Origin of the sequence: Fimbriimonas ginsengisoli Gsoil 348, assembly GCF_000724625.1 — a bacterium.
Taxonomy (GTDB): Bacteria; Armatimonadota; Fimbriimonadia; order Fimbriimonadales; family Fimbriimonadaceae; genus Fimbriimonas; species Fimbriimonas ginsengisoli.
The window spans coordinates 4879812-4900980 of the sequence record NZ_CP007139.1 but is presented as its reverse complement, the minus strand read 5'-3'; the positions used below and the strand labels follow the sequence as shown (position 1 = coordinate 4900980).

24 protein-coding genes are annotated in these 21169 nt (G+C 61.1%); 11 read left to right on the top strand and 13 right to left on the bottom strand.

Going from position 1 to position 21169, the window contains the following annotated elements:
* Window positions 1-13: 13 nt before the first annotated feature.
* From OP10G_RS22120 to OP10G_RS22110, 3 genes are all read right to left on the bottom strand, one after another.
* On the bottom strand, window positions 14-760 hold the full coding sequence (locus tag OP10G_RS22120) for a hypothetical protein (protein WP_025228250.1): 747 nt from the start codon (window positions 758-760) through the stop codon (window positions 14-16).
* Window positions 757-1314, bottom strand: coding sequence for an RNA polymerase sigma factor (locus tag OP10G_RS22115; RefSeq protein WP_025228251.1), 558 nt, complete (start codon window positions 1312-1314; stop codon window positions 757-759). Before OP10G_RS22115 ends, OP10G_RS22120 begins: the two co-directional genes overlap by 4 nt.
* A 65-nt stretch (window positions 1315-1379) precedes the next feature.
* Entirely contained in the window at window positions 1380-2738 is a 1359-nt protein-coding gene (locus OP10G_RS22110; RefSeq protein ID WP_025228252.1) for a glycosyltransferase family 39 protein, read from the bottom strand.
* A gap of 83 nt (window positions 2739-2821) precedes the next feature.
* On the opposite strand from OP10G_RS22110, the gene OP10G_RS22105 reads away from it, so the two are divergent.
* From OP10G_RS22105 to OP10G_RS22095, 3 genes are all read left to right on the top strand, one after another.
* Window positions 2822-3802, top strand: a complete 981-nt coding sequence (locus OP10G_RS22105; protein WP_025228253.1) for a thioredoxin family protein — start codon at window positions 2822-2824, stop codon at window positions 3800-3802.
* Between the two features lie 197 nt (window positions 3803-3999).
* On the top strand, window positions 4000-5139 hold the full coding sequence (locus tag OP10G_RS22100) for a thiamine pyrophosphate-dependent dehydrogenase E1 component subunit alpha (protein WP_025228254.1): 1140 nt from the start codon (window positions 4000-4002) through the stop codon (window positions 5137-5139).
* Window positions 5136-6170, top strand: coding sequence for an alpha-ketoacid dehydrogenase subunit beta (locus OP10G_RS22095; RefSeq protein ID WP_025228255.1), 1035 nt, complete (start codon window positions 5136-5138; stop codon window positions 6168-6170). The genes OP10G_RS22100 and OP10G_RS22095 overlap by 4 nt, the downstream gene beginning before the upstream one ends.
* A gap of 56 nt (window positions 6171-6226) precedes the next feature.
* Here the strand turns inward: OP10G_RS22095 and OP10G_RS22090 are convergent, their stop codons facing one another.
* Window positions 6227-7336: a serpin family protein gene (locus tag OP10G_RS22090; protein ID WP_025228256.1), complete on the bottom strand. Its 1110-nt coding sequence runs from the start codon at window positions 7334-7336 to the stop codon at window positions 6227-6229.
* 438 nt (window positions 7337-7774) lie between these two features.
* On the opposite strand from OP10G_RS22090, the gene groES reads away from it, so the two are divergent.
* From groES to groL, 3 genes are read left to right on the top strand one after another with little or no spacing between them, the layout of a single operon-like run.
* Window positions 7775-8065, top strand: a complete 291-nt coding sequence (gene groES, locus OP10G_RS22085; protein ID WP_025228257.1) for a co-chaperone GroES — start codon at window positions 7775-7777, stop codon at window positions 8063-8065.
* 33 nt (window positions 8066-8098) lie between these two features.
* Entirely contained in the window at window positions 8099-8479 is a 381-nt protein-coding gene (locus tag OP10G_RS22080; RefSeq protein WP_025228258.1) for a four helix bundle protein, read from the top strand.
* A gap of 60 nt (window positions 8480-8539) precedes the next feature.
* Entirely contained in the window at window positions 8540-10180 is a 1641-nt protein-coding gene (gene groL, locus OP10G_RS22075) for a chaperonin GroEL (RefSeq protein WP_025228259.1), read from the top strand.
* A gap of 65 nt (window positions 10181-10245) precedes the next feature.
* On the opposite strand, the gene OP10G_RS26025 is transcribed toward groL, so the two are convergent.
* Window positions 10246-10632: a type II toxin-antitoxin system VapC family toxin gene (locus OP10G_RS26025; protein ID WP_084179652.1), complete on the bottom strand. Its 387-nt coding sequence runs from the start codon at window positions 10630-10632 to the stop codon at window positions 10246-10248.
* Between the two features lie 37 nt (window positions 10633-10669).
* A complete protein-coding gene (locus OP10G_RS22065) occupies window positions 10670-10933 on the bottom strand; it encodes an AbrB/MazE/SpoVT family DNA-binding domain-containing protein (RefSeq protein ID WP_025228261.1) in 264 nt (87 codons plus the stop codon).
* Between the two features lie 94 nt (window positions 10934-11027).
* Here OP10G_RS22065 and OP10G_RS22060 point away from each other — a divergent pair, with 94 nt between their 5' ends.
* From OP10G_RS22060 to OP10G_RS22040, 5 genes are all read left to right on the top strand, one after another.
* Window positions 11028-11600 carry a dihydrofolate reductase family protein gene (locus OP10G_RS22060; RefSeq protein WP_227625006.1) on the top strand — a complete coding sequence of 191 codons (573 nt, stop codon included), beginning with the start codon at window positions 11028-11030 and terminating at the stop codon, window positions 11598-11600.
* Between the two features lie 193 nt (window positions 11601-11793).
* Entirely contained in the window at window positions 11794-12255 is a 462-nt protein-coding gene (locus OP10G_RS25340; protein WP_025228263.1) for a PH domain-containing protein, read from the top strand.
* A 35-nt stretch (window positions 12256-12290) separates the two neighbouring features.
* Window positions 12291-13748, top strand: a complete 1458-nt coding sequence (locus tag OP10G_RS22050) for a PH domain-containing protein (RefSeq protein WP_227625005.1) — start codon at window positions 12291-12293, stop codon at window positions 13746-13748.
* 52 nt (window positions 13749-13800) lie between these two features.
* Complete coding sequence (locus OP10G_RS22045) at window positions 13801-14301, top strand: hypothetical protein (protein ID WP_038473567.1); 501 nt, start codon at window positions 13801-13803, stop codon at window positions 14299-14301.
* Window positions 14298-14501, top strand: coding sequence for a DUF4287 domain-containing protein (locus tag OP10G_RS22040; protein WP_025228266.1), 204 nt, complete (start codon window positions 14298-14300; stop codon window positions 14499-14501). The genes OP10G_RS22045 and OP10G_RS22040 overlap by 4 nt, the downstream gene beginning before the upstream one ends.
* On the opposite strand, the gene OP10G_RS22035 is transcribed toward OP10G_RS22040, so the two are convergent.
* The 7 genes from OP10G_RS22035 to OP10G_RS22005 all read right to left on the bottom strand — a co-directional run bounded on the left by OP10G_RS22035 (window position 14498) and on the right by OP10G_RS22005 (window position 21092).
* Complete coding sequence (locus tag OP10G_RS22035) at window positions 14498-15550, bottom strand: glycoside hydrolase family 172 protein (protein WP_025228267.1); 1053 nt, start codon at window positions 15548-15550, stop codon at window positions 14498-14500. The genes OP10G_RS22040 and OP10G_RS22035 overlap by 4 nt on opposite strands.
* Before the next feature lie 18 nt (window positions 15551-15568).
* On the bottom strand, window positions 15569-15889 hold the full coding sequence (locus tag OP10G_RS22030; RefSeq protein WP_025228268.1) for a hypothetical protein: 321 nt from the start codon (window positions 15887-15889) through the stop codon (window positions 15569-15571).
* Window positions 15890-16009: 120 nt separating this feature from the next.
* Window positions 16010-16897, bottom strand: a complete 888-nt coding sequence (locus tag OP10G_RS22025) for a UbiA-like polyprenyltransferase (protein ID WP_025228269.1) — start codon at window positions 16895-16897, stop codon at window positions 16010-16012.
* Window positions 16898-16902: 5 nt separating this feature from the next.
* Window positions 16903-17358, bottom strand: coding sequence for a nuclear transport factor 2 family protein (locus tag OP10G_RS22020; RefSeq protein ID WP_025228270.1), 456 nt, complete (start codon window positions 17356-17358; stop codon window positions 16903-16905).
* An 88-nt stretch (window positions 17359-17446) separates the two neighbouring features.
* On the bottom strand, window positions 17447-18412 hold the full coding sequence (locus OP10G_RS22015) for an ABC transporter permease (RefSeq protein WP_025228271.1): 966 nt from the start codon (window positions 18410-18412) through the stop codon (window positions 17447-17449).
* A complete protein-coding gene (locus OP10G_RS22010; RefSeq protein ID WP_025228272.1) occupies window positions 18409-19872 on the bottom strand; it encodes a sugar ABC transporter ATP-binding protein in 1464 nt (487 codons plus the stop codon). Before OP10G_RS22010 ends, OP10G_RS22015 begins: the two co-directional genes overlap by 4 nt.
* 176 nt (window positions 19873-20048) lie before the next feature.
* A complete protein-coding gene (locus OP10G_RS22005; protein ID WP_025228273.1) occupies window positions 20049-21092 on the bottom strand; it encodes an ABC transporter substrate-binding protein in 1044 nt (347 codons plus the stop codon).
* Window positions 21093-21169: the final 77 nt, after the last annotated feature.

Genomic DNA, 21169 nt, shown 5'->3' with positions numbered 1-21169 from the left:
GACTTCCGCAAGATCATCCGCCTACCCGGCGGGCGTTGCTCGGTCCGGCGGAGGTTCCGGATGGGTCGACGGCCGGGTACACGACGATGCTTCCATCCCCCTGGTCGAACGGGGTGAACCCGTATTTCGACCCAAGGTCTTTGAGCATCTCGATGGCGTTAGTGTCGCGATACTCGAGCGCGATGGTCGGATTGGGCATGCCGGGAGCGATCTCGATCCGCACCTTGGCTTGGCTCGCGATGAGTCTTAAGGCGTCCACGAGGGCGGCTTTCTTGAGCACCAACGTCTGCGGTTTCAGATATTCCGGAGTCTGCGTCTGATGCGAGACAACGGCCTCGGAAGTATCGGGGTTAGATTTCGCGATTGGCGATTCCGGCTTTCGAGGCTCCAGCTTGGGTGCGACGTTCGATGGGGACGACCCTCCCGGTGCGAGGATCTGCTCCGGCTTGGGGGGCGGGGCGGCGAGCGACGTGATCGTATACGATGCGGCAGCCAGCGCGGCAAGGACGAGGGCGGAGACGATCGCCACCTGCCGGGGGGCCGGGGCGGTTCGGATGCTCTCGGTGGGCACGAACTTCGGAATGGTTTCCGACTTGACGCGCTTGCCACTCGTTTTGAGGCGGGAAACGGTTTCTCGGCGGCGGAGAAGCTCCTCGCGATAGAGCGGATAACGCTGAACGAACTCATCGGCCGCGCCGTGGTTACCGTCTTCCGCGATCGTCCACATGATCCGGTCGATTTCAGGCGGAATTCCCTTCATGCCTCTCCCTCATACAGCATCCGGAACCGTTCGCGAGCTCGGTAGAGGCGCGTTTTGGCGGCGTTGACATTGCAGCCGAGGCTGTCGGCGATCTCCTGCAGGCTTAGCTCCTCCCAGTAGAAGAGAACTAAGAGGGCGCGGTCGGCGGGGACCATTCGCAGGAGGGTGGCCTGGACCTTTGGATCGGAGGTGTCGGCCTCTTCCGGCGCGGCTCCGGCGGTCGTTTCGTCGAGCTCGACGTTGCGCCATCGGTGGCGATGGCGGCGGGCTTCTTGGATGCTTCGATTGACGGCAACCCGGAATAGCCAGGTGCTAAATCGGGAGCGGCGATCGAACCTTCCGAGATGGCGATAGACGAGGGTGAAGACCTCCTGAACCGCGTCGGCGGCCTCGTCGTGGTCGACGAGGATGCCGCAGGCGATGGAGAAGACCTTGTCGTAATATTTGGCGTACAGCGCCTCAAAGGCGGTTTGATCACCCGACAAGAAACGCTCGACGAGAGCGAGGTCTTCGTCGTAGGTACTTGCGCGGGTTTTTTCGAACAGGGCCGACACCACTATCTCCTATTGGACGCGAATTCCAAGGCGGTCGTTACGGGCGGTCGTTACGTGGAAGAGGATCATGGCGTCCGCTGGGCCATGCCGGTCCGCTCTGCAAATTGACCGGGAAGACGGGTGAGGGCGAAAACGTCGAGGAATCCGAAGACGAGCACGATGACGCCCAATGCCAGGAGTCGGCGATCGCGCGTCAGCGCTACCAAGCCTGCGCCCACGGCGGCGGCGATCGGACCGATCGCCGGCAGCAGATAGCGCGCCTGGGCCTGGAAATACTGCATGTTGAATTTTAGAAACGTGAGGAGGACGGCTAGGAAGAATAGCCCGTTCACGAGGTGCACCCGCTTTGCTTCCTTCGGCTCTTGCCGGATGGCCAAGACCCAGCCAGCGGCGCCGATGGCGATCAGCAGCCAAGCCGCGCGGTAAAGGCCGGGTTCGCCATTTCGATGGCCGTTGTTGGTAAGCCAAACGTCCATGTACCCAAAGGTTCCGATGAAGGAACGGATCGTGTAGCCGCCGACCATATCGATCCAGTAGCCGGCCGGGCCGAAGCTACCGATCAAATCTTTGGCCTGGGCGGTGCCGCCGAAAGCTTGTCCGAATGCGCCGAGGGCGAGCGGATCTCCGTACAGGTTCGTATTTCGAACGAACCAGGGAACGGTGAGGACGAGGATCGGAACCAGTGCGGTCGCAAACTGGGTGGCGGATGGACGTGGACGTTCTCCTTTAAGGAGCACTGCTACCAATATCACCGGCAGGAGGACGATTCCCGAGGTCTTGGTGAGGATAGCGAGTCCAGTGAGGATGCCGATCGTCAGTGCGAGTCGGGTGGTCCACCCCTCGCTAACACCCTTTGCGAGCAGGGCGAGGGTCCAGGTGCAGAGGCAGAAGAGAAGCGGATCGTTGCTGACCGCTCCATCGAGCGCGGCGAGCATAGGAAGCAGTCCGGCGAAGGCGGCGGCGGCGAGGGCGACCTCCGATTTCCCGTAGCTCCAGAAGGCGAGCATGAAGACGCCGCCGATGGTGAAAGCTCCGATGAGGACGTTGAGGGACCGCAGCTTGAGCCCATCGTCCTGGCTCATCTCTTTTCCCTCGGTAGCGGGCGGCGCGGGCGGCATATAGCCGTTCATGACCGTTCCCCAAGCCGCGTCGAGGAAATAGAAGAGGGGGGGCTGGTGGCTCTCCAGCGTCTCGCTCAAGTTCGGATCTTTGGGATTGAACACGGGAAACCCGCCACCGTGGGCGAGTCGGAGGACATAGTTAACGTGTTGTCGCTCGTCGGGGGCGCCGACGTCCGCGATCTGTACGCGGCCGCCCAGGAGGCCCGGAGTGCGGAACGGAGTTACCGAGGCAAACGATGCCGCGAGGACGACATGAACCGCGATAATCGCGAATAGAAGGCCGAGGGTCAGATTTCGGGACATTGAGGGCCGACACATTGTGCGCCGTGCGTAGCAAAGTGCGATACACTAGCGCCATCTCAACGCATCTTATCAGGAGATTCTCTATGCGAAGAACGTGGCCTCTCGTCGCTATCGCCGCTATTGCCGCCGTCGCCGCGGCCCAGACTTCCGGCACCTCGCTTCTTGCCAGCTTCGGCAAGGCGCTTAACGAGGCGAAGTCGGTTCGATCGACCTACACCGCCCAGACCGTCGGTTCCGGGGCGGAGACTTATACGATCGCCCTCAAAAAGCCGAACCTGGCCCGGATCGAAACTCCGGCCGGGACGATCGTCGCCGATGGAAAACAGGTCACGACGTATACCAAGGAGGATAACACCTACTTCAAGCGCCCGCAGACCGAGAAGGACGTTAAGGAATTCCTGACCTCCGACGAACTTGGACTGTTTGCCGGATTCTTCAATCCGAAGGCGTACGATGCTCCTCGCAGCCGGGCGATCGGTCAGCGACAGATGAACGGAACTCCGCTCTCCGTCGTCGAGGCGACGGCGGGTAAGAAGACGAAGACCTACTTCCTGAGCACCTCGGACAATGTGGCGCGGAAGTCGCAGATCGAGCTGAACGACCCGAACAACGGCAAACTGACCACGATCCTGGATACGAAGAGCCTCGAGCTCAACGCGGATCTTCCTGACTCGACGTTCACCTTCGTTCCGCCGGCCGACGCACGCGAGCTGTCGCTCGACGAGATCAATAACGGCCGATGGTACACCGACCTCGATGAAGCTCTGAAAGTGGCGCGAGCCAGCAACAAGCACGTCTTCATCGACTTCATGGCCACTTGGTGTGGACCGTGCAAGATGCTAGAGCGAGAGTGCTTCGGTACCGCGCAGTTCAAGGCGATGGGCAAGAGCTACGTGTGGTGCCGCATCGACGTGGACCAGCAGCCGACGATCGCGAGCCGCTACCACGCGGAGGCAATTCCGCTGCAGGTCGTTCTGGACAAGAGCGGCGGCACGCAGGACCAGCTCGTGGGTTACGGTGGCCCGGCTCGATTCTTCGAGTTCCTGACCAAGAACGCCAAGTAGAACGTGGCACGGGCTTCCAGCCCGTGTGTATCACGACCATCCTGGTCGTGTGAGGGGGCCAAGGGCAGAGATGCCCTTGGGACCCACTAGCTAGGAGCCAGTGCTACGTGGCACCGGATACACACGGGCTGGAAGCCAGCGCCACTTTGTCGGGTAACCTGACATCCTATTCAGGTTCGCCTGACGGAGTCCACAATTTGAGTCGAAACTCTGCTGCGGCTACGGCCGAGAAGACCGAATCGCCCGCCGAAACCCCCCAAGCTTCTCGTCCTCGCGACCTACTGTCGCGCGAGGACTGTCTAGAGATTTATCGACAGCTTTATTTGGCCCGATACTTCGACGTTCGCCTGATTAAAGAGAAGAAGCGGGGCAACCTCACCGGCACACTCTACTCTTCGCATAACCAAGAGGCGATCATCGTGGGCTCCCTTTTCGGTCTGAAGCCGACCGACTGGATCTCGCCGATTCACCGAGACATGTCCGCGTTCTTCCTGAAGGATGCGAAATTCCGGTGGCGCGACGCCAATCGGATGGGACTGACCATCGAGCAGGTGTGCTCGCAAGTCTGGGGCAAGGTCACTTCGCCCGGCCGGGCTCGAGACAACTGGTCGCACATCGGCAGCCGTGAAAAGCGGATCATCCACTCGACTTCCATGCTGGCCGGCACAATTCCTGTGGCGGCCGGTGTGGTTTATGCCGATCGCCTGAATGGAGGGGATGCCGTCTGCCTCACCTATAACGGAGAGGGCTCAACCGCGCAAGGGATCTTCCACGAGGCGATCAATTACGCCGCCGTGCACAAGCTGCCGGTAGTGACGATCATCGAGAATAACCAGTGGGCGTACGGCACGCCGACCCAGCTCGAGTATTCGCAACGCGATTTCGCCCGCCGTGCCGACGGTTTCGGAATTCCGGGCATCGTGGCCGACGGCCAAGACGTTTTCGACGTGTACGACAAGGTGATGGAGGCGGTGGAATACGCCCGTAGCGGGCAAGGCCCCAGCATCGTAGAGTGCAAGACTTTCCGCGCTTATGGTCACGGGGACCACGACGACGACCGGGCGGCACGTTATCGCCCACCGGAAGAGATCGAGAAGGGACGCTCCCGCGACCCGATCGCGGTCTGTCGCCGCCAGCTTCTGGAACTGGGACACCTCTCTGAGGAGGAAGCGGCGAAGTACCACGCAGAAGGAAAGAACGCGGCCGAGGCTTCCAACGACGATTTTCCGCCCGAAGTGGTCGAGTTCTTGAACGAAGGCATTAAGTTCGCGATCGCGGCGGACGTTCCGGAGGCGGAGGAAGCCGCGCTTTGGGTTTTCAAGGAGTCGGGTCGATGAGCGCGGTCGCTACAAACCCCCAGAGCTCGTCGCCGCTTCAGGAAGGGGTCAAGAAGAACTATCTGACCGCCCTCAAAGAAGCACTCTTCGAAGAGATGCAAAGCAACCCGGACATGGTTTGTCAGGGTGAGGACATCGGTTTGCTCGGGGGCGCGTTTGGCGTAACCGAAGGGCTGCTCGGTCAATACGGCAGCGACCGGGTTGTCGACATGCCGATTTCCGAGGCGTGCATCGTCGGCTCAGCCGTGGGACTTGCCCTCGCCGGCAAGACGGTCATGGCCGAGATGCAGTTCATCGACTTCATCTCATGCGGCTTCGATCAGATCGTCAATATGATGGCGACTTACCACTATCGCACCGCGGGTGAGGTCAATCTGCCAATCGTGGTTCGCGGCCCGGCCGGCGCTTATAGTGGAGGCGCGCTGTACCACAGTCAGATGAACGAGGCGTGGTTCTGCAACGCGCCCGGTCTGCGGGTGGTGGTTCCTTCGACCCCGTACGACGCGAAGGGCCTGCTGAAGGCGGCGCTACGAGACGGCAATCCGTGCATCTTTTACGAGATCAAGGAGCTTTATCGAAAGCGCGAGATCGCGGAGGTTCTTCCAGACGAGGATTACATCGTTCCGCTGGGCCAAGCGAAGCTTCGCCGCGTCGGCAGCGACGTGACGCTGGTGAGCTACGGACAGAATGTCTATCACTGTTTGGCGGCGGCGGAAGAGTTATTGAAGCTTGGTGTTAGTGCGGAGGTGATCGACCTTCGTTCGCTCGTTCCGCTCGACGAGCAGACGATTTTCACTTCGCTCGCGAAGACCCACCGTCTCGTGGTGGTGAACGAAGCTCCGATGACCTGTGGATTCGCGGGTGAAGTCATCGCACGGGTCAGCGAGAAGGCATTCGACCTGCTGGACGCGCCTCCGGCGCGGGTGACGCGTTTGGATACTCCGGTTCCGTGGGCGAAGCCGCTCGAACTATACGTGCTCCCTTCGGTAGAGAAAATCGTTGCCGAGGCTCTGCGCGTCGTCAAGTTCTAACAATAAAATCCCTGCCCCGCGGCGCTTTCGCGCTACAGGGCAGGGATTTTTTGTTTTTAAGGATTTGCGTAAACGCCGGCGAATACCACCTGGCCAGTGGATGTGTCTGCCAAGGCGTAAACGAAGGCTCGGTTCAGGTTGAGCGTCGCGGGCTCTTGATTGGAGCGCTTTTGGCCACCGCCGACGCCGTACGAGGTGGGAACGTTGAGCGGGGCCATCGGGTGCCAGATCGGCATCCACACTCCACCGCCGAGCCCTACGCCGCCGCCGGCTTGATTCGCCTTCTTAGGCGGGGGAGGCGGTTCGACTCCGATCGCCACGTAAAGCCGTTCGCGGGCGGTCAAGGCGTCTTCGCCCTTCAATCCCAGCCAACTCGTGACGTCACGGTCGACGGCCTGTTTAAAGATTGGCAGCGTCACGGTTACGTCTCCTTTCTTCAGAGAAGCAAGTGTTTCGTTCCACTTGGAGCCGAACTCGTCGAGGACGTCGCCGGGAGTCTTACCCGGAGCGGGCAAGGCGAAGACGAGGGCGAACTTTGAGTTCGTACCGATCGGAGCGAGGGCGATTTGAGCGGTCTCGTTTTCCAACGATAGGGTCGCCGTGGTAACGGCGGCCGGAACCTTGTGACCGTCAAATGAGATCGTTCCAACGGGGAAGATCCCGGCTCCGGCCGGAACCACGTACATTGCCGCGCCCGCTAACACACGGGATCCGAACGAAGCCGGTTTGGTCTCGCCCATCGTAAGTCGCGATTCGAGCCACGCCGTCACATCGGCGGCTAGTTTGCCCGGCTTGGAGGCGAGCATCCGCACCCCGAATTCCTTCTCGAGAAAGCTGTCCTTCTCGGCGCCCGTCGTCAGCAGGGCACTGTCGGAGCCTACGACGACGCCGCTTTTGCCGAGCGCTTCATCGCGTGAGCGGAGGGAACCAACCAGGACGGAAGCGGAAGCGGCGTCTCCGCCGACGCGGCCGGTTGCGGTTGTGGAGAGATTTTGTCCGGCCGCGACGAGCGAAGCGAGTCCGGTCAACTCGCCGCTTGGAGCGACGGCTGCGTTTCCGCCCGATGCGGCAAGCTTGAGCGTCGGCCAGACGTAAGCGTTAATGGTGCTCGTGACCGACCCCGACGTGGTCAGCGTGGCGGCAAGAATTAGTGCGGCGGTGCTCATGTATCCTCCGTTGCGATGTAACTGAACGACGGGTCCAGCAACGTGAAATGTTGCTCTTCCATCGCAACCGGTGGACAATCCCGGCGTGCCCGTAACATCGGCTCCCTGCCGATGGCCCTTTCCAAGCAAGATATGCCTCGGCAAATTTTCTATCCTCGTAGCCGTGGACTTATTTCCGGACGAGGTTGAACCGTGCTCACGAAGAACTTTTATGGGCTTGGCCATTGGGCCTAAGCCACGGGAACGGAATGAGGAGCCGCATGGAAAGGGGAATCGGCTGTGAGACGCTGCTACGACTTGTGGGCGATGGTCGGCGTCTTGGCACTCGGGGCGAAAAAGTGCCAAAACGGTTGACACTGCGTACCTCCTCCGACGGTACAATTTAGCAAACCAGTCAATCGACTGCTAAATTCGACATCCAATCAATCGGAGGAACACATGGCAAATCTAAAGCCGCTCGGCGATAAGGTCGTCGTCCAGCTCATGGAGCAAGAGGACAAAACCGCTTCGGGCATTTACCTTCCCGACAGCGCCAAGAAGAAGCCCCAGGAGGGGAAGGTCGTCGCCGTAGGAACCGGCCGCGTCCTGGACAGCGGAGAGCGCAATGCCCTCAGCGTTAAAGTGGGAGACCGCGTACTGTTCAGCAAGTACGGCGGCAACGAAGTCACCCACGAAGGCCAAGACTACACGATCCTCGACGAGGACCAGATCTACGCGATCCTGAATTAGGCGCTTCGCGAGTTTGCAGTTGGCGGTTAGCAGTTGGCAGAGTTCGGATACGAGAAGCTTGGCGTGTGGAAGCTAGGGATGGACTTGGTAGAAGCGGTCTATCGGGTCACCCGGCGCTTTCCTCGCGACGAGCAGTTCGGCCTCACGAGTCAGCTGCGAAGGTCGGCCGTTTCGATTCCGGCGAATATTGCGGAAGGATATGGCAGGGGAAGCAAAGCCTCCCTCGCCAACTTCTGCCGCATCGCCCAAGGTTCGCTCTTCGAGCTACGAACGGAGCTTGAAGTAGCGCTCAGAACTGAAGTGGCATCGGCCGAAGAATTGAAGCCGCTGCAAGGAATGGCAGTCGAGCTAAGCCGAATGCTCGACGGCTTCATCCGCAGTCTCAAACCCGACTCTACTTCCGAAAACTGCTAGCTACAAACTGCGAACTGCTAACTCAAAACAACTGCCAACCGCTAACCTGGAGAGAATCCTATGCCCGCAAAAAATTTACTTTACGATGAGAATGCACGCAGAGCGCTTGAGCGCGGCGTTAACAAGGTCGCGGATGCCGTTAAGGTAACGCTTGGACCGAAAGGACGAAACGTCGTCCTCGACAAGAAGTGGGGAAGCCCGACGATCACCAAGGACGGCGTCACCGTCGCCAAGGAGATCGAGCTCGAGGATCCGTACGAGAACATGGGCGCGCAGCTCTGCAAAGAGGTCGCTTCCAAGACCAACGACGTCGCCGGTGACGGAACCACCACCGCGACCGTCCTTGCCCAGGCCATCGTAAACGAGGGCCTCCGCTACGTCGCCGCCGGCGGCAACCCGATCGCCGTCAAGCGCGGCATCGACAAGGCGGTCGAGCAGGTCATCGCCTACATCAAGAGCCAGGCTCAGACCATCAAGGACAAAGAGCAGGTCGAGTTCGTCGCCACCATTGCCGGTAACGACAACGAGATCGGCAAGCAGGTCGCCGAGGCGATGGACAAGGTCGGCAAGGACGGCGTCATCACCGTCGAAGAGAGCAAGGGCCGCGAGACGACCCTCGACGTCGTCGAGGGTATGCAGTTCGACCGCGGCTACATCTCGCCGTACTTCGTCACCGATCCGGAGCGCATGGAGGCCGTCCTCGAGCGCCCGCTGATCCTCATCCACGAGAAGAAGATCGGTAACGCGCAGGAGTTCGTCGGCTTCCTCGAGAAGGCCGCCGCAACCCGCCGCCCGATCCTGATCATCGCCGAGGACGTGGAGGGCGACGCGCTTGCGACGATCGTTCTCAACAAGATCCGCGGCGTGTTGCAGATCGCGGCCGTCAAAGCCCCGGGCTTCGGCGACCGACGAAAGGCGATGCTCGAGGATATCGCGGTTCTCACCGCCGGCCAGTTCATCTCCGAGGATCTCGGAACGAAGTTGGAGAACGTGACGATCGATATGCTGGGCACTGCCGAGCGGATCGTCATCACCAAGGAAGAGACCACGATCATCCAGGGCGCCGGCTCCAAGGAGCAGGTGCTTGGCCGGATCAACCAGATCCGCTCGCAGATCGACAAGACGGACAGCAACTACGACCGGGAGAAGCTCCAGGAGCGACTGGCCAAGCTTTCGGGCGGCGTCGCCGTCATCAAGGTCGGCGCATCGACCGAGACCGAGCTCAAAGAGAAGAAGCACCGATACGAGGACGCCCTGAGCGCCACTCGGGCGGCAGTCGAGGAAGGGATCGTCCCTGGCGGCGGCGTCACGCTGCTCCGAGCGGCGGGCCAACTCTCCACCGACGGCCTCACCGCTGACGAAGCCACCGGCCTCGCCATCGTGAAGCGCGCTCTCGAAGAGCCTATCCGACAGATCGCGAAGAACGCCGGCCTCGAGGGTTCGGTCGTGGTTGAGAAGGTTCGCAACTCCCCGGCCGGTCATGGTCTCAACGCCATCAACGGCGAAATCGTCGACCTCGCGGCCGCCGGTATCGTCGACCCGGCCAAGGTCACCCGTTCGACCATTCAGAACGCCGCATCGATCGCCGGCCTCGTCCTCACGACGGAGACCCTGGTCGTCGAGAAGCCCGAGCCGAAGAAAGCCATGGGCGGTGGCGGCGGCCACAGCCACGGCGGCGGCATGGGCGACATGGACTTCTAAAAGTCCGTAGCGTCGGCGTCCCCGCCGATGTTTCCCCACCCCGGAGGCTTCGCCTCCGGGGTTTTTTACGGTTCGACGATCTCGACAGAACCGGGCGAGATGAGTCTACGAAAGTGCTTGGGGTTGAGGGTGACGAGCTTAGTCGCTCCCCACGAGAGGGCCGCCTGTAAGTGCAGGAGGTCGTATACGGTTCCGCCTCGGCAATCTTTTGCTTCCGCTTCCTCGAGAGCAGCCGCGTAGTCCTTCGGAAGCAGAGGTAGTACCTGGACACCGGAAAGCACTTCGCGCATCGCTAATTTAACGAGCGCGGGAGTATGTCGCGGACGAACTGGGAGCGCGGTCAAGACTGCATAAACCTCCAGGAGTCCATGCTGAGGTACGGCAAGTTCGGCGTTGGCCGGCGGATCGGTTAGCCATGCCTTTGACGCAGCATGATGGGATGGCCTTGCCATATGGATGCTACAACGACATTGCTGTCGAGGAGAGCCTTCATTCTTCCACCCCCAACACCTGCCGCATCCGATCTTCACGTGCCGTGGCAACGAAGTCCTTCATAGGGGCGATCAGCTTGCCGGTAAGAACGAGGTGGCCGTTCGAATCGCGGGCGAGCGCTGACGAGCCCTCGTCGACGGTGATTTCGATCTTTCCCTCCGATTCTTCAATCGTTATCGGCGTTCCAGGATGCATCCCCAACCGATCTCTCATCTTCTTTGGAATCACAATTCTTCCGAATCTATCCACACTGGATTCCATCATTGCCATTATAGCAACCCACTTTGGCAGCGACGTTTGACGTACTCGGAGTCCGATTCCACAGGGAGCGGGGAAGAGTACGATCACACCAGAGATGAATCAGATGCGAAGGTTGTCGGTTTTCAATTCGGTGTCGCTCGACGGCTACTTCACGGATGCTAGTGGCGACATGAGCTGGGCTCATAACTCGCTGCAAGATCCGGAGTGGAACGCGTTCGTGGAAGGGAATGCGAGCGGCGGCGGCGTTCTGGTTTTCGGGCGGGTGACTTACGAGATGATGGCGAGCTTCTGGCCGACCCCCCAAGCGGCAAACATGATGCCGGTCGTGGCCCGGGAAATGAACGCCCGGCAGAAAGTCGTCTTCTCGAACACGCTTGGCGAAGCGTCTTGGAGCAACACCACCCTGATCAAGGGTGACCTTGTAGCCGAGATGCGTAGGCTGAAGAATGAAGCTGGCGACGATATGGTGATCTTAGGAAGCGGAAGCATCGTGTCGCAATTGGCAAAAGCCGATCTAATCGACGGCTTCCAAATCGTGACGGTCCCGGTCGCCCTCGGCGGTGGAAGAACGCTGTTCGAAGGTCTCGATGAGAGACTTCGTCTGAAGTTGACGAAGTCGCAGGCATTTGGAAACGGGAACGTCGTTTCGACGTACGAGAAGGCGTAGCGTCGGCGTCCTCGCTTAACGCGAAGCGTTGTAGCCGCAGGTTGGCTCGTACCTGCGCGAGTGAGTTTCATCTATTGACCGAACATTCAGATCATCGGCGGGCTGTCCGCAGGTACGAACCAACCTTCGGCTACACGTCCTTCGGACGTTGGGGGACGCATCCCGAGCGGTGGGTTCATCGTAAACTCTCTCAATGAACGAGATTGAGCGGCCGGACGAGAAGGTGCTCTACGTCTGGCGGGCGGAGGTCTTTATCGGGTGGGGGCTTTTGCTGCTTATCTGCCTCGCCGCGTTGTCGGTGGGCGTCTTCGCCGGTCACGCCCCGGCCTGGATTCTCGGATTGGCGGCGATTCCACTGGGGTTTGGGACTCTGGCACTATTCCTTCTTAAGCGGAGATGGGAGCGCTGGACTTTCCAACTCACTCCCCACACCCTCGAGATGAGCCACGGGTGGCTTGTCCGGCATCGGCGGATTGTTTCCAGGAACCGAATTCAGCACGTCGACTTCGAATCGGGACCGATCGGGCGCAAGTTCGACCTCGTGCATGTGGTCGTCCACACCGCGGGCACCACCGTGGGGACGATTCCGGGGGTTCGGAGCGAGCGGGCGGAGAGGCTCCGGACCGAGTTGATGTCGGGACCGAAAGCGCTGTGAGACGGCTTCACCCGGCTACAATCGTCGTCGCCATCGTGCCGCGCCTAAAGGAGGCGGTCCAAGCGGCGTTGCCGTTGATCATCGGCTCCGTGGCGTCGGGCCACGGAGGAGGAGGCGACTGGATCGCGGCGGCCATTGGCGGCTTCACCGGCCTCTTCGCCATCGGAACGTACTGGACCAGCCGCTTCGATCTCGACGACAACCACATCATCCACAAGACCGGGTGGATCTTCCGGAAGGATCGCCGCATCCCGCTGGTGCAGGTGCAAAACGTCAGCCTACGGCAAAACGTGCTGGAGCGCGTATTCAAGGTCGCCACAGTGGACGTCGAGACCGCGGCTGGGCATGGACACGACCTGAAGCTAAGCGTCCTGTCGCTAGTAGATGCGGAGCGATTTCGGGAGGAGATCCTGGGGGCGGCTCATCTAAGCCTGCCCGACAAAGAAAAGGTTGAAGAACCGCTCGTGCGGCTCAACCGCCACGATCTGATCTACGGCGGCCTTACGGAAAATCACCTTCTGCAGATGGTCGTCGGGATGTTCACCGTCGGAGGTTCGCTCCTCGCGGTCGGCATCAAGATGGTTGCCAAACTCCCGCCGCTGGCCGCGGCTTTTGCTGCGGTTGGGTACGTGGTTGTGTTGTTTCTCGGTGGCTGGCTCTGGGGAGCGGGCAGCTACATTCTCAAGTACGGCGGCTTCGTGGTCCACCGGGAGGAGAAGGTCTTCCGAATCTCCCATGGGCTCCTCAACAAGGTACAGATGGCGATCCGACCGTCGAGGATCGAATACCTGAGGCTGACGACGACGATTCCCCAACGCCTGATGCGGCGCACGAGCCTTCATGTCGGGACCGCCTCATCGTTCGGCGAAGCCGGCGTGCTCGCACCGATCGCGCTCTTCGTGGAGCGGCACGTGGCTTACGCGAGCGCGTCGGACATCATCCCTGGTCTGGACATCGCCAAGCTCCACTGGCGTCCGTTCGACCCGGTCTTCTACCGCGCTCGAGTGTTCCGAGCTTCTATCTTCATCGCCGCACTCGTCGCGTTGGGGGTCTGGATCGGCGTTGCGACTGGAGGCGCCGTCGCGGCGGTCGTCAGCGTGATGCTTGGATTCTTGGGGCTGATTTCGCTTACGAACCTGGGGGCTCTCTTCCTCGCTCGACCGGAGAACAGCTTTGCCATTACGGAGGATGCCATCGTCGTCCGGCAAGGGTACTTCCATCAAAATCTCTCGGCTATCCCGCTCGAACGAATGGAGAACATGGCGCTTAGCCAGCCATGGTGGTGGCGCCGTCGCCGATCCGTGACTTTGTCCGTTCAAGGGATGAAGCATCGGCTTCACGTCGGGGCGTTGCAAGAGTCGGCGGTCGAAGAGCTGATGGCGCGGTGGCGAGACAAGATCGACGCCCGGGAACGGCGAGAAGCCCTGGCCGAGGTCGCCGCGTCGATCGAGCCGATGGAACCGGAGCCGGAAACGCAAGTCGCCGTCCCGTAGCGACTCGTGGCCCGGTTGTGCTTTTTGAGGTTTTTTGGCACTATTAGCTCCTATGAAACGAATCGCAATCTCAGTTTTTGGTGCTTTGACGCTCCTGGCGGCGGCTAACGCCGTGGCGCCCTCGTCCGCGCCCGCGCAAAAAGCGTTCGACCGCCTCAAGACTCTCGCTGGAACATGGCAGGGGACCGCCGGCGAAAAGTCGACGGTGGTTTACAAGGTCACGGCAGGGGGGAGCGCGCTCGTCGAGACGCAGTTGCCCGGCACGGAAATGGAGATGATCAGCGTCTACCACATGGACGGCGACCGGCTCCTGATGACGCACTATTGCGCGGCCCATAACCAGCCCACGATGAAGCTGATTCCGGGCAAGGACCCTTCAAAGTTGAGGTTTGAGTTCGTTTCCGGAACGAATATGAAACCGGCTGACATGCACATGCATTCCGTCGTCTTCCACCTCATCGACAAAGACCACATGGTTAGCGACTGGACCTCGTTCATGAAGGGCAAATCGGCCGGGAGCGTCAAGTTCGAGATGCACCGAGTAAAGGCATGAGGGCCGATTACTGGAATGTGACCGACGAGCAAGTGGTCGAAAAGACCGGCCACCCGCTCGCGCACTGGAAGAGCGTTCTGGACGCGTTCGGCGCGTCCAGCAAGAAATCCAACGAGTCGGTAGAGCATCTCCAAAACGAGCACGGCGTTCCGCGATATTGGGCGCGGACGCTCGTGACGTGGCGGCAGAAGCAGGATTAATCGCCGATGAGCTTCGGAACTCGCTCGGCGTAGGGCCGGATAGCGGGTCCGTCACCTTCTGCGTGGTCCACGTAGTAGAGGCCCACGGTGGTGTAGTGGTTTCGATACGGAGTCCGCTGCTCGTCCCAGCCGCCCCGGCCATGCTCCAGCGTGAATAGGAGCGACTTCGTAAACGGCACCGGATCCTGGATATGCCAGCGATAGACGGTGTTCTGAATGCCCCGTTTCTCACCCCCGAAGGCGGCGTTGTCGTAGTAAGTGACGCCGAAGAAGGGTGTCTGGAACGTGTGGCCGAAGTCCCAGGCGCCGCAGAAGTAATCCTCGGACCCGGTGCCGCTGATCGCCGGGGTCTTGCTGCCGTCGACGTAAAAGTTGTCGTCCCCCTCGCCCCACCAGCCGTTGCTGTTCGCCATCACGGTGACGATCGTGCCGACAAAGTGGCCGCGCCCCTTCGATTCGCAGATCGTCAGCGGGATTCCCGCCGGCGCGGGGAAGTAGTTGCGATACTGGGTGTGGAAGTAAGCGAGGTCGCGTTGCGCTCGATCGTCCAGCCGGTAGTCGATGTTGTAGTAGAACGCATCGACTTGCTTGGGACTCTCGTTCGTCACCGTGATCACCGCGTGCTTTCGGAACGGCATCGGCCAGTAGCAGTTAAGCGCCATCTGTCCGCCCACAGAGACGGGCGCGCTGGAGAACTCGACGTACTTGCCCGGACCTTGGGCGAAGAAGTCGCCGATAGGGCACTCGACGGCGGGGGTCTTGGCGTCGTCCCAGGTCATGCGAAGGACGAGCTGTCGGAGGTGGTCCGGGTCGGGCGCGGCGATGGTGCACCAGAAGTGGGTGATCCGCCCATTCCCTTTGACGTCGGCGATGGTAAGCGTCGCGCCGGGGGCGATCCCCCGTGCGTCCCCGTTCTTGCCCGTCGGGTCGGCGCTAGAAGAACGGAACGCTCGGTAGTGTTGAGGGGAAGCCAGGTCCTGGGGAACTTGGGCCAGTCCCGCCGCGCAGACGGTGGCAAGCAAGGCGATAAGCAATGGGCGAAAGCGCATGCGGAGACTTTATCACCGTTACTCGCCGGTGGTGGTCTCTCCGGTGGTTTCGGTCGTCCCCGCGGGGGCTCCGCCACCGGCGGCGGCACGCTTGGCGCGGTCTTTAGCGGCCTGGCCAATGCCTCCCATGCCCGATCCCTCCACGCTATCCGTTCCCGCCATCGGGGTCATGCCGCCGGCGACGCCCGATCCGATCGGGGCGACTCCGCCACCTCCGCCACCGGCGGCGGGCGCCTTCGTCACCGTCGCCGGAGAGGTCGTGGCTTCGGAGGGGGTGGGATCGCCTTTATGGCAGCCGAAAACCGCGAGGACGGCGACGAGGGAGAGAAGCTTACGCATGCCGCTACTATAGTTCGTTCCTTGGGTGCGGCGTGTGGATTAGAAGCCAGTGACGTCCGGAATTCTCCACCCCCAACCCCCTCCTCATCGCACATACATCGACGAGGAGGGGGCTCCGGATTATCGGGTGAGCTGGTCGGCTAGGGCGAAGGCGAACATGCCGAGGCTGACGAAGCCGTTGAGGGTGAAGAAGGCCATGTTGACCCGGGTTAGATCGTCGGGCTTCACCAGGCTTTGCTCGTAGGTGAGGAGCAGCGCGGCGAATAGGACGCCGGCCCACCAGATCGGACCGGCGTGGATCATCCAGCCGCCGAGGGCGAGAAAGGCGACCGCAAGGAGGTGGCAGACGCGGCTGACGGTGAGGGCGCTAGCTTTGCCAATGGTTTGGGGTAGCGAGCGGAGCCGGTGCTCCCGGTCGAACTCCTCGTCTTGAAGGGCGTAGATGATGTCGAAGCCCGCGGTCCAGAACAGGACGGCAAAAGTGATCGCCCCGATCGCCAGCTCCAGTTTGCCCGTCGTTCCGATCCAAGCCGCCGCCGGCGCGATGCCGAGCGAAAGACCAAGCACGAAATGGCAGAGGGGAGTGAACCGCTTGGTTCTCGAGTAGACGAGGGTGACGCCCAGGGCAACCGGGGAGAGGGCCAGGGAAAGCGGGTTCAACATCCCGGCCGCAACGAAGAAGAGGACGCAGCTTGCGAAGAAGAAGAGATTTACCTGGCGAAGCTCGAGCATCCCGGCCGGGATTGCTCGGTTCTTCGTCCTCGGATTCACCGCATCGATATCGCGGTCCGCGATGCGGTTGAACGCCATTGCCGCGCTTCGGCAACTCACCATGGCGACGACGATCCAGAAGAGGGTCCATCCGCCGGGCCACGGATGACCGAATGCCGCCCGCGAGCCCCACATCATCCCAATCATCGCAAACGGGAGCGCGAAGATCGAATGCTCGAACTTGATCATCTCGAGGTACACGCGAAATGCGCGTACCCCCCGCACAGCGGTGGCCATCTCCCTTAGTGAACCCGTTTCGGAGAGATATCGGTCCACTCGCGTCGCGTAACCGTTCGGCGCAAGCGCCAGCCGGCGTCGTAGTGGATCCAAGTGTCGAGGTACTCGTGGCGATGTAGAGAGAGCGCCGGGCGTTTTGTTTTGGGATCGACGGTGTCGGTTTCCATCGTTTCCACGGAGACGACATCCGCCTCGTCGCCTCGCTCGGTAAGCTTCTTAATGTGCGTCGAGTACCGCGTTGGGTCGGCGGGGGTTTCCTTCATGAGGCGAAGCTTGGCAACGTATACGTCGTAGGCCAAGGGCTTCTTGTTCGAGCCCGTGAGCGTGTAGTCCGGCGAGAGGATCCCGATCAGCGTCTCCGCGTCCCGAGCCATGTACGCCTTCGACCAAGCATCGTATTGAGCCTGGATCGCCCGTCTCGGGTCGGCTTGGAGGACGAGGAAGAGGAGGAAGGGGGACACGGGGTGTTGCGGTGTTGCGGTGTCTTAACCGTTAGCCATTACTCTGTTCCCAAAGCCCAACGCCCAACGCCTCAACCACTTGATCCTCTCAGGTTCCGGCTTTCACTCGTAGTTTGTCCAGAGCGACGGCGCCGATGATGATGGCGCCGGTTACCATTTGCTGGACCCAGTTCGGGAGGAACATTTGGGCGCAGCCGGCGCTGATGGTGGTCATGATAAAGGCGCCGAGGAGGGAACCGACGATGGAGCCTTGGCCGCCGGATAGGGAAGCGCCGCCGATGACGACGGCGGCGATGACGTCGAGCTCGAGGCCATTCGCAGCGGTCGGGTCGCCGACGGTGAGGCGGGAGAAGAGCATGAGACCGGCGAGGCCGAAGAAGAGCCCTCCGAGCACGTAAACGGCGAGCCGGACGCGGCCGACGGGAACGCCGCAGAGGCGGGCGGCGGCTTCATTCGAACCGACGGCGACGACGTGGCGGCCAAACCGGGTGCGCTTCATAAGCAGCGAAACGAGCACCGCCAGCGCCAGCATCAGCCACACGCCGATCGGAAAGATCTTCCAGGTCTCGTTCTTCGGCAGCCGGGCGAGAAGGTCGCTCAGCCAGTTCAGGGGGGCGTCGATCTTTTGATCGTCGGCAACGCCCTTGGCGATACCGCGAATAATCAGGAGCGAGCCGAGGGTGACGATGAATGGGCCGACTTTGAGCTTAGTGACGAGGGTGCCGTTCAGCAACCCGGCGAGGGCTCCGGCGACGAGGCCGAGAAAGAGCGCGAGCCACGGTCCATGGCCGTCTTTGAGGGTCTTCGCGATGACGACCGTTACGAGCGCAACGACGGAGCCGACGGAAAGGTCGATCCCGCCACTAACGATGATGAGCGTCATGCCGAGGGCAGCGAGGGAGACGATGGTGGTTTGCCTCGCCAACAGCCCGAGATTATCGGCGGTCGGGAACGTTTGAGGCTTCTTGAAAGAGAAAAATCCGAAGACCAGTAGCCATGCGATGACGAGTCCGGCCACGTTGAGCGCGGAGGAGAAGCGGGCAAGTTGCTTCAAGCTCCGGCCGCCTCTTGCATGATCGATTCCTGGCTGAGCTCATTCACGGGCCTCGCCGGACCAAGTCTTCCTTTGTGCATCACCGCGATTCTGTCGCATACGCCCAGCAGTTCGGGTAGGTAACTGCTCACCATGAGCACGGCTTTGCCTTCCAGCGCCAACGCATCGATGACTCCATAAATCTGTTCTTTGCTTCCCACGTCGATTCCCCGGGTCGGTTCGTCCAGCAGCAGCACATCCACTTCGTGATAGAGGAGTCGCGCGATGGCGACCTTCTGCTGATTCCCGCCCGACAGCTCTCCTATCGCCTGTTCGGGACCTCGGCAACGGACCTTCATTTTGTCGATCCAGATGGCGGTGTCGGCGGCTTGGCGGGTGGAGGAGATAATTCTTGGCAACTTGGTTAGGGTGAGATTGTCGGCGATCGGCATCGTGAGTGCCAGTCCCTCTTCTTTGCGATCCTCGCTAAGCATTCCGAGTCCCTGATCCCATCGCTGGTGCGGCTGGGCGGCTCCTTCGAACTTGCCAACTTTGACTTTGCCGGAGCGAACGGCTTCGAGGCCGAAAATGGTTCGTAGAAGCTCAGTTCGACCAGAGCCATTGAGGCCGGCGATGCCGAGGACTTCGCCTCGGCGCAGCTCGAGGGTTGCTTCGTCGGGCTTAGGCCGGCCCATCAGCTCGTTCACTTCGAGAATCGGCAGGCCGGGGGTGCGCTCGGAGCGGGGATAAACGTCGTCGATCGTCCGGCCCACCATCAGGGTGACGATCCCGTTCGCGTCGACTTCGGCGGCAGGCAGGGTGCCGACGTTGTTTCCATCGCGGAGCACGGTGAGCCGGTCGGCGAGAAGCTTTATCTCATCGAGAAAGTGCGATATGTAGATGATCGCGTGCCCTTCCGCTTTGAGGGTCCGCACCACCTCGAAAAGCTTTTGGGCGTCGGCTTGGGTAAGCGAGCTCGTGGGCTCATCCAGCACCACCACCGACGATCCGAGCGCGACGGCACGGGCGATCTCCACAATCTGTCGAACCGCGATCGGCAGATTGCGCACCGGGGCGTTCAGGTCGAGGTGGGGGTAGCCAAGCTGGGTCAGGGCGGCACGTACCCGCTCGTGCTGCTCCGATTGGCGGACGAAGCCGAGGCGCGTATCTTCCATACCGAGCAGAACGTTCTCGGTTACGGAGAGGTCGGGGCAGAGCGCGAGCTCTTGGTAGATCATGGCGATGCCGCTCTTGCGGGCGTCCATGGGGCTGGAAGGGTGGTATGGCTTGCCATCCAGCGTCATCGTCCCTTCGTCGGGCTGAATGGCGCCGGCGAGAATGCGCATCAGCGTGCTCTTGCCGGAGCCGTTTTCGCCCACGAGGGCGTGGACTTCTCCCCGTTCGACCTGCAACTCCACGCCGTCAAGCGCGACGGTCGCGCCGAAGCGCTTGGAGATACCGGACATGTGGAGAAAGCTCATTTTATGTTACTGAAAGTGGGTGACTGAGCGCGCTAATTCAGTTTTGTAAGGATGAACGAGAGGCTTCTTACTCGGGCGGGCCGCCCGAGATACCCACGGGCGAGCCGCCCGTGCCACTTACACCTGTCCACCCCCCAGCGGCACGAGAGTCCGCTAGGGGAGGGCTTTTTTCTTGATTACGCACCGGGGGGATTCAGGAGCTTTTTGATCTCGTCCTGGTTCATGTTCTCCTTGGTGACGAGGGTGGCGCCCGTGTCGATCTTCTCCTCCACCTTCTTCTTGTGGATGACGTCGACCATGGTCTTGACGCCTAGGTAGCCCATCTTGAACGGGTTCTGAACGATCGTGGCGTCGAGCTCACCCTTGTCGAGCGCTTCCACGAGCTTCGCAGAAGAATCGAAGCCGACGAACTTGATTTTGCCGGCCCAGTTATTCCCCTGAAGGACCCGGAGGAGGCCGAAGGTGCTCGACTCGTTGGGAGTATAGAGACCGTCGATGTCGAGGGAGCCGTCCGCCTTCTTCAGGCCGCTAAGTACGTTCTCGCCCTCTTTCTGAGCCGAGTCCACGGTGGCGCCGGCGTACCGGTCGGCACTGACGACTTTGATGTTGGCGTGCTTCTTGATCTCATCGAGGAAACCGGCTTCGCGCTGCTCGGTGCTGGCCGATCCGGCTTGGTAGCGAATCACGACGATGCGTCCCTTGTCGCCCAGGAGCTTGGCCATCTCTTGGCCGGCCATCTGGCCGCCCTTGTAGTTGTCGGTCGCGATGAAGCTGGAAACCGGAGTCTCTTTGAGTCCGGAGTCGATGATGATGACCGGGATCCCCTGGTCGATCGCTTCCTTGGCCGGCTTGGCGAGAGCGGCGTCGTCGAGCGGAGCGAGAACGATGCCATCGACCTTCTCCTGTACAAGAGTGTCTACGATTCGCTGCTGACCTTCGCGGTCGTCTTCCTTCTCGGGCGCCTTCCATTCGACTTCGGCGCCGAACTCTTCGCCGGCCTTGTTGGCCCCGGCGTGGATCGCCTTCCAGAACTCGTGGGTGGCGCCCTTGGGAATCACCGCGATTCGAAGTTTCTTGCCGCCGGTATTCGTGGCGGCTCCGCCCGTCGTGCCCGTGGTTCCGGTGGTGGTACCGGCGGTGTCGCCGCCACCCGAGTTACCGCAGCCGAAGGCCGCCAGAATTGCCGCGCCGGCAATGATCGCTGCTACGTTGAAACGCATAAATCTCCTCCTGTTTCCCTAGTCCCCTATTTCACCGCAGATTATAGAGTGGAGAGCGCCCTTCGTGCCGCAACTAG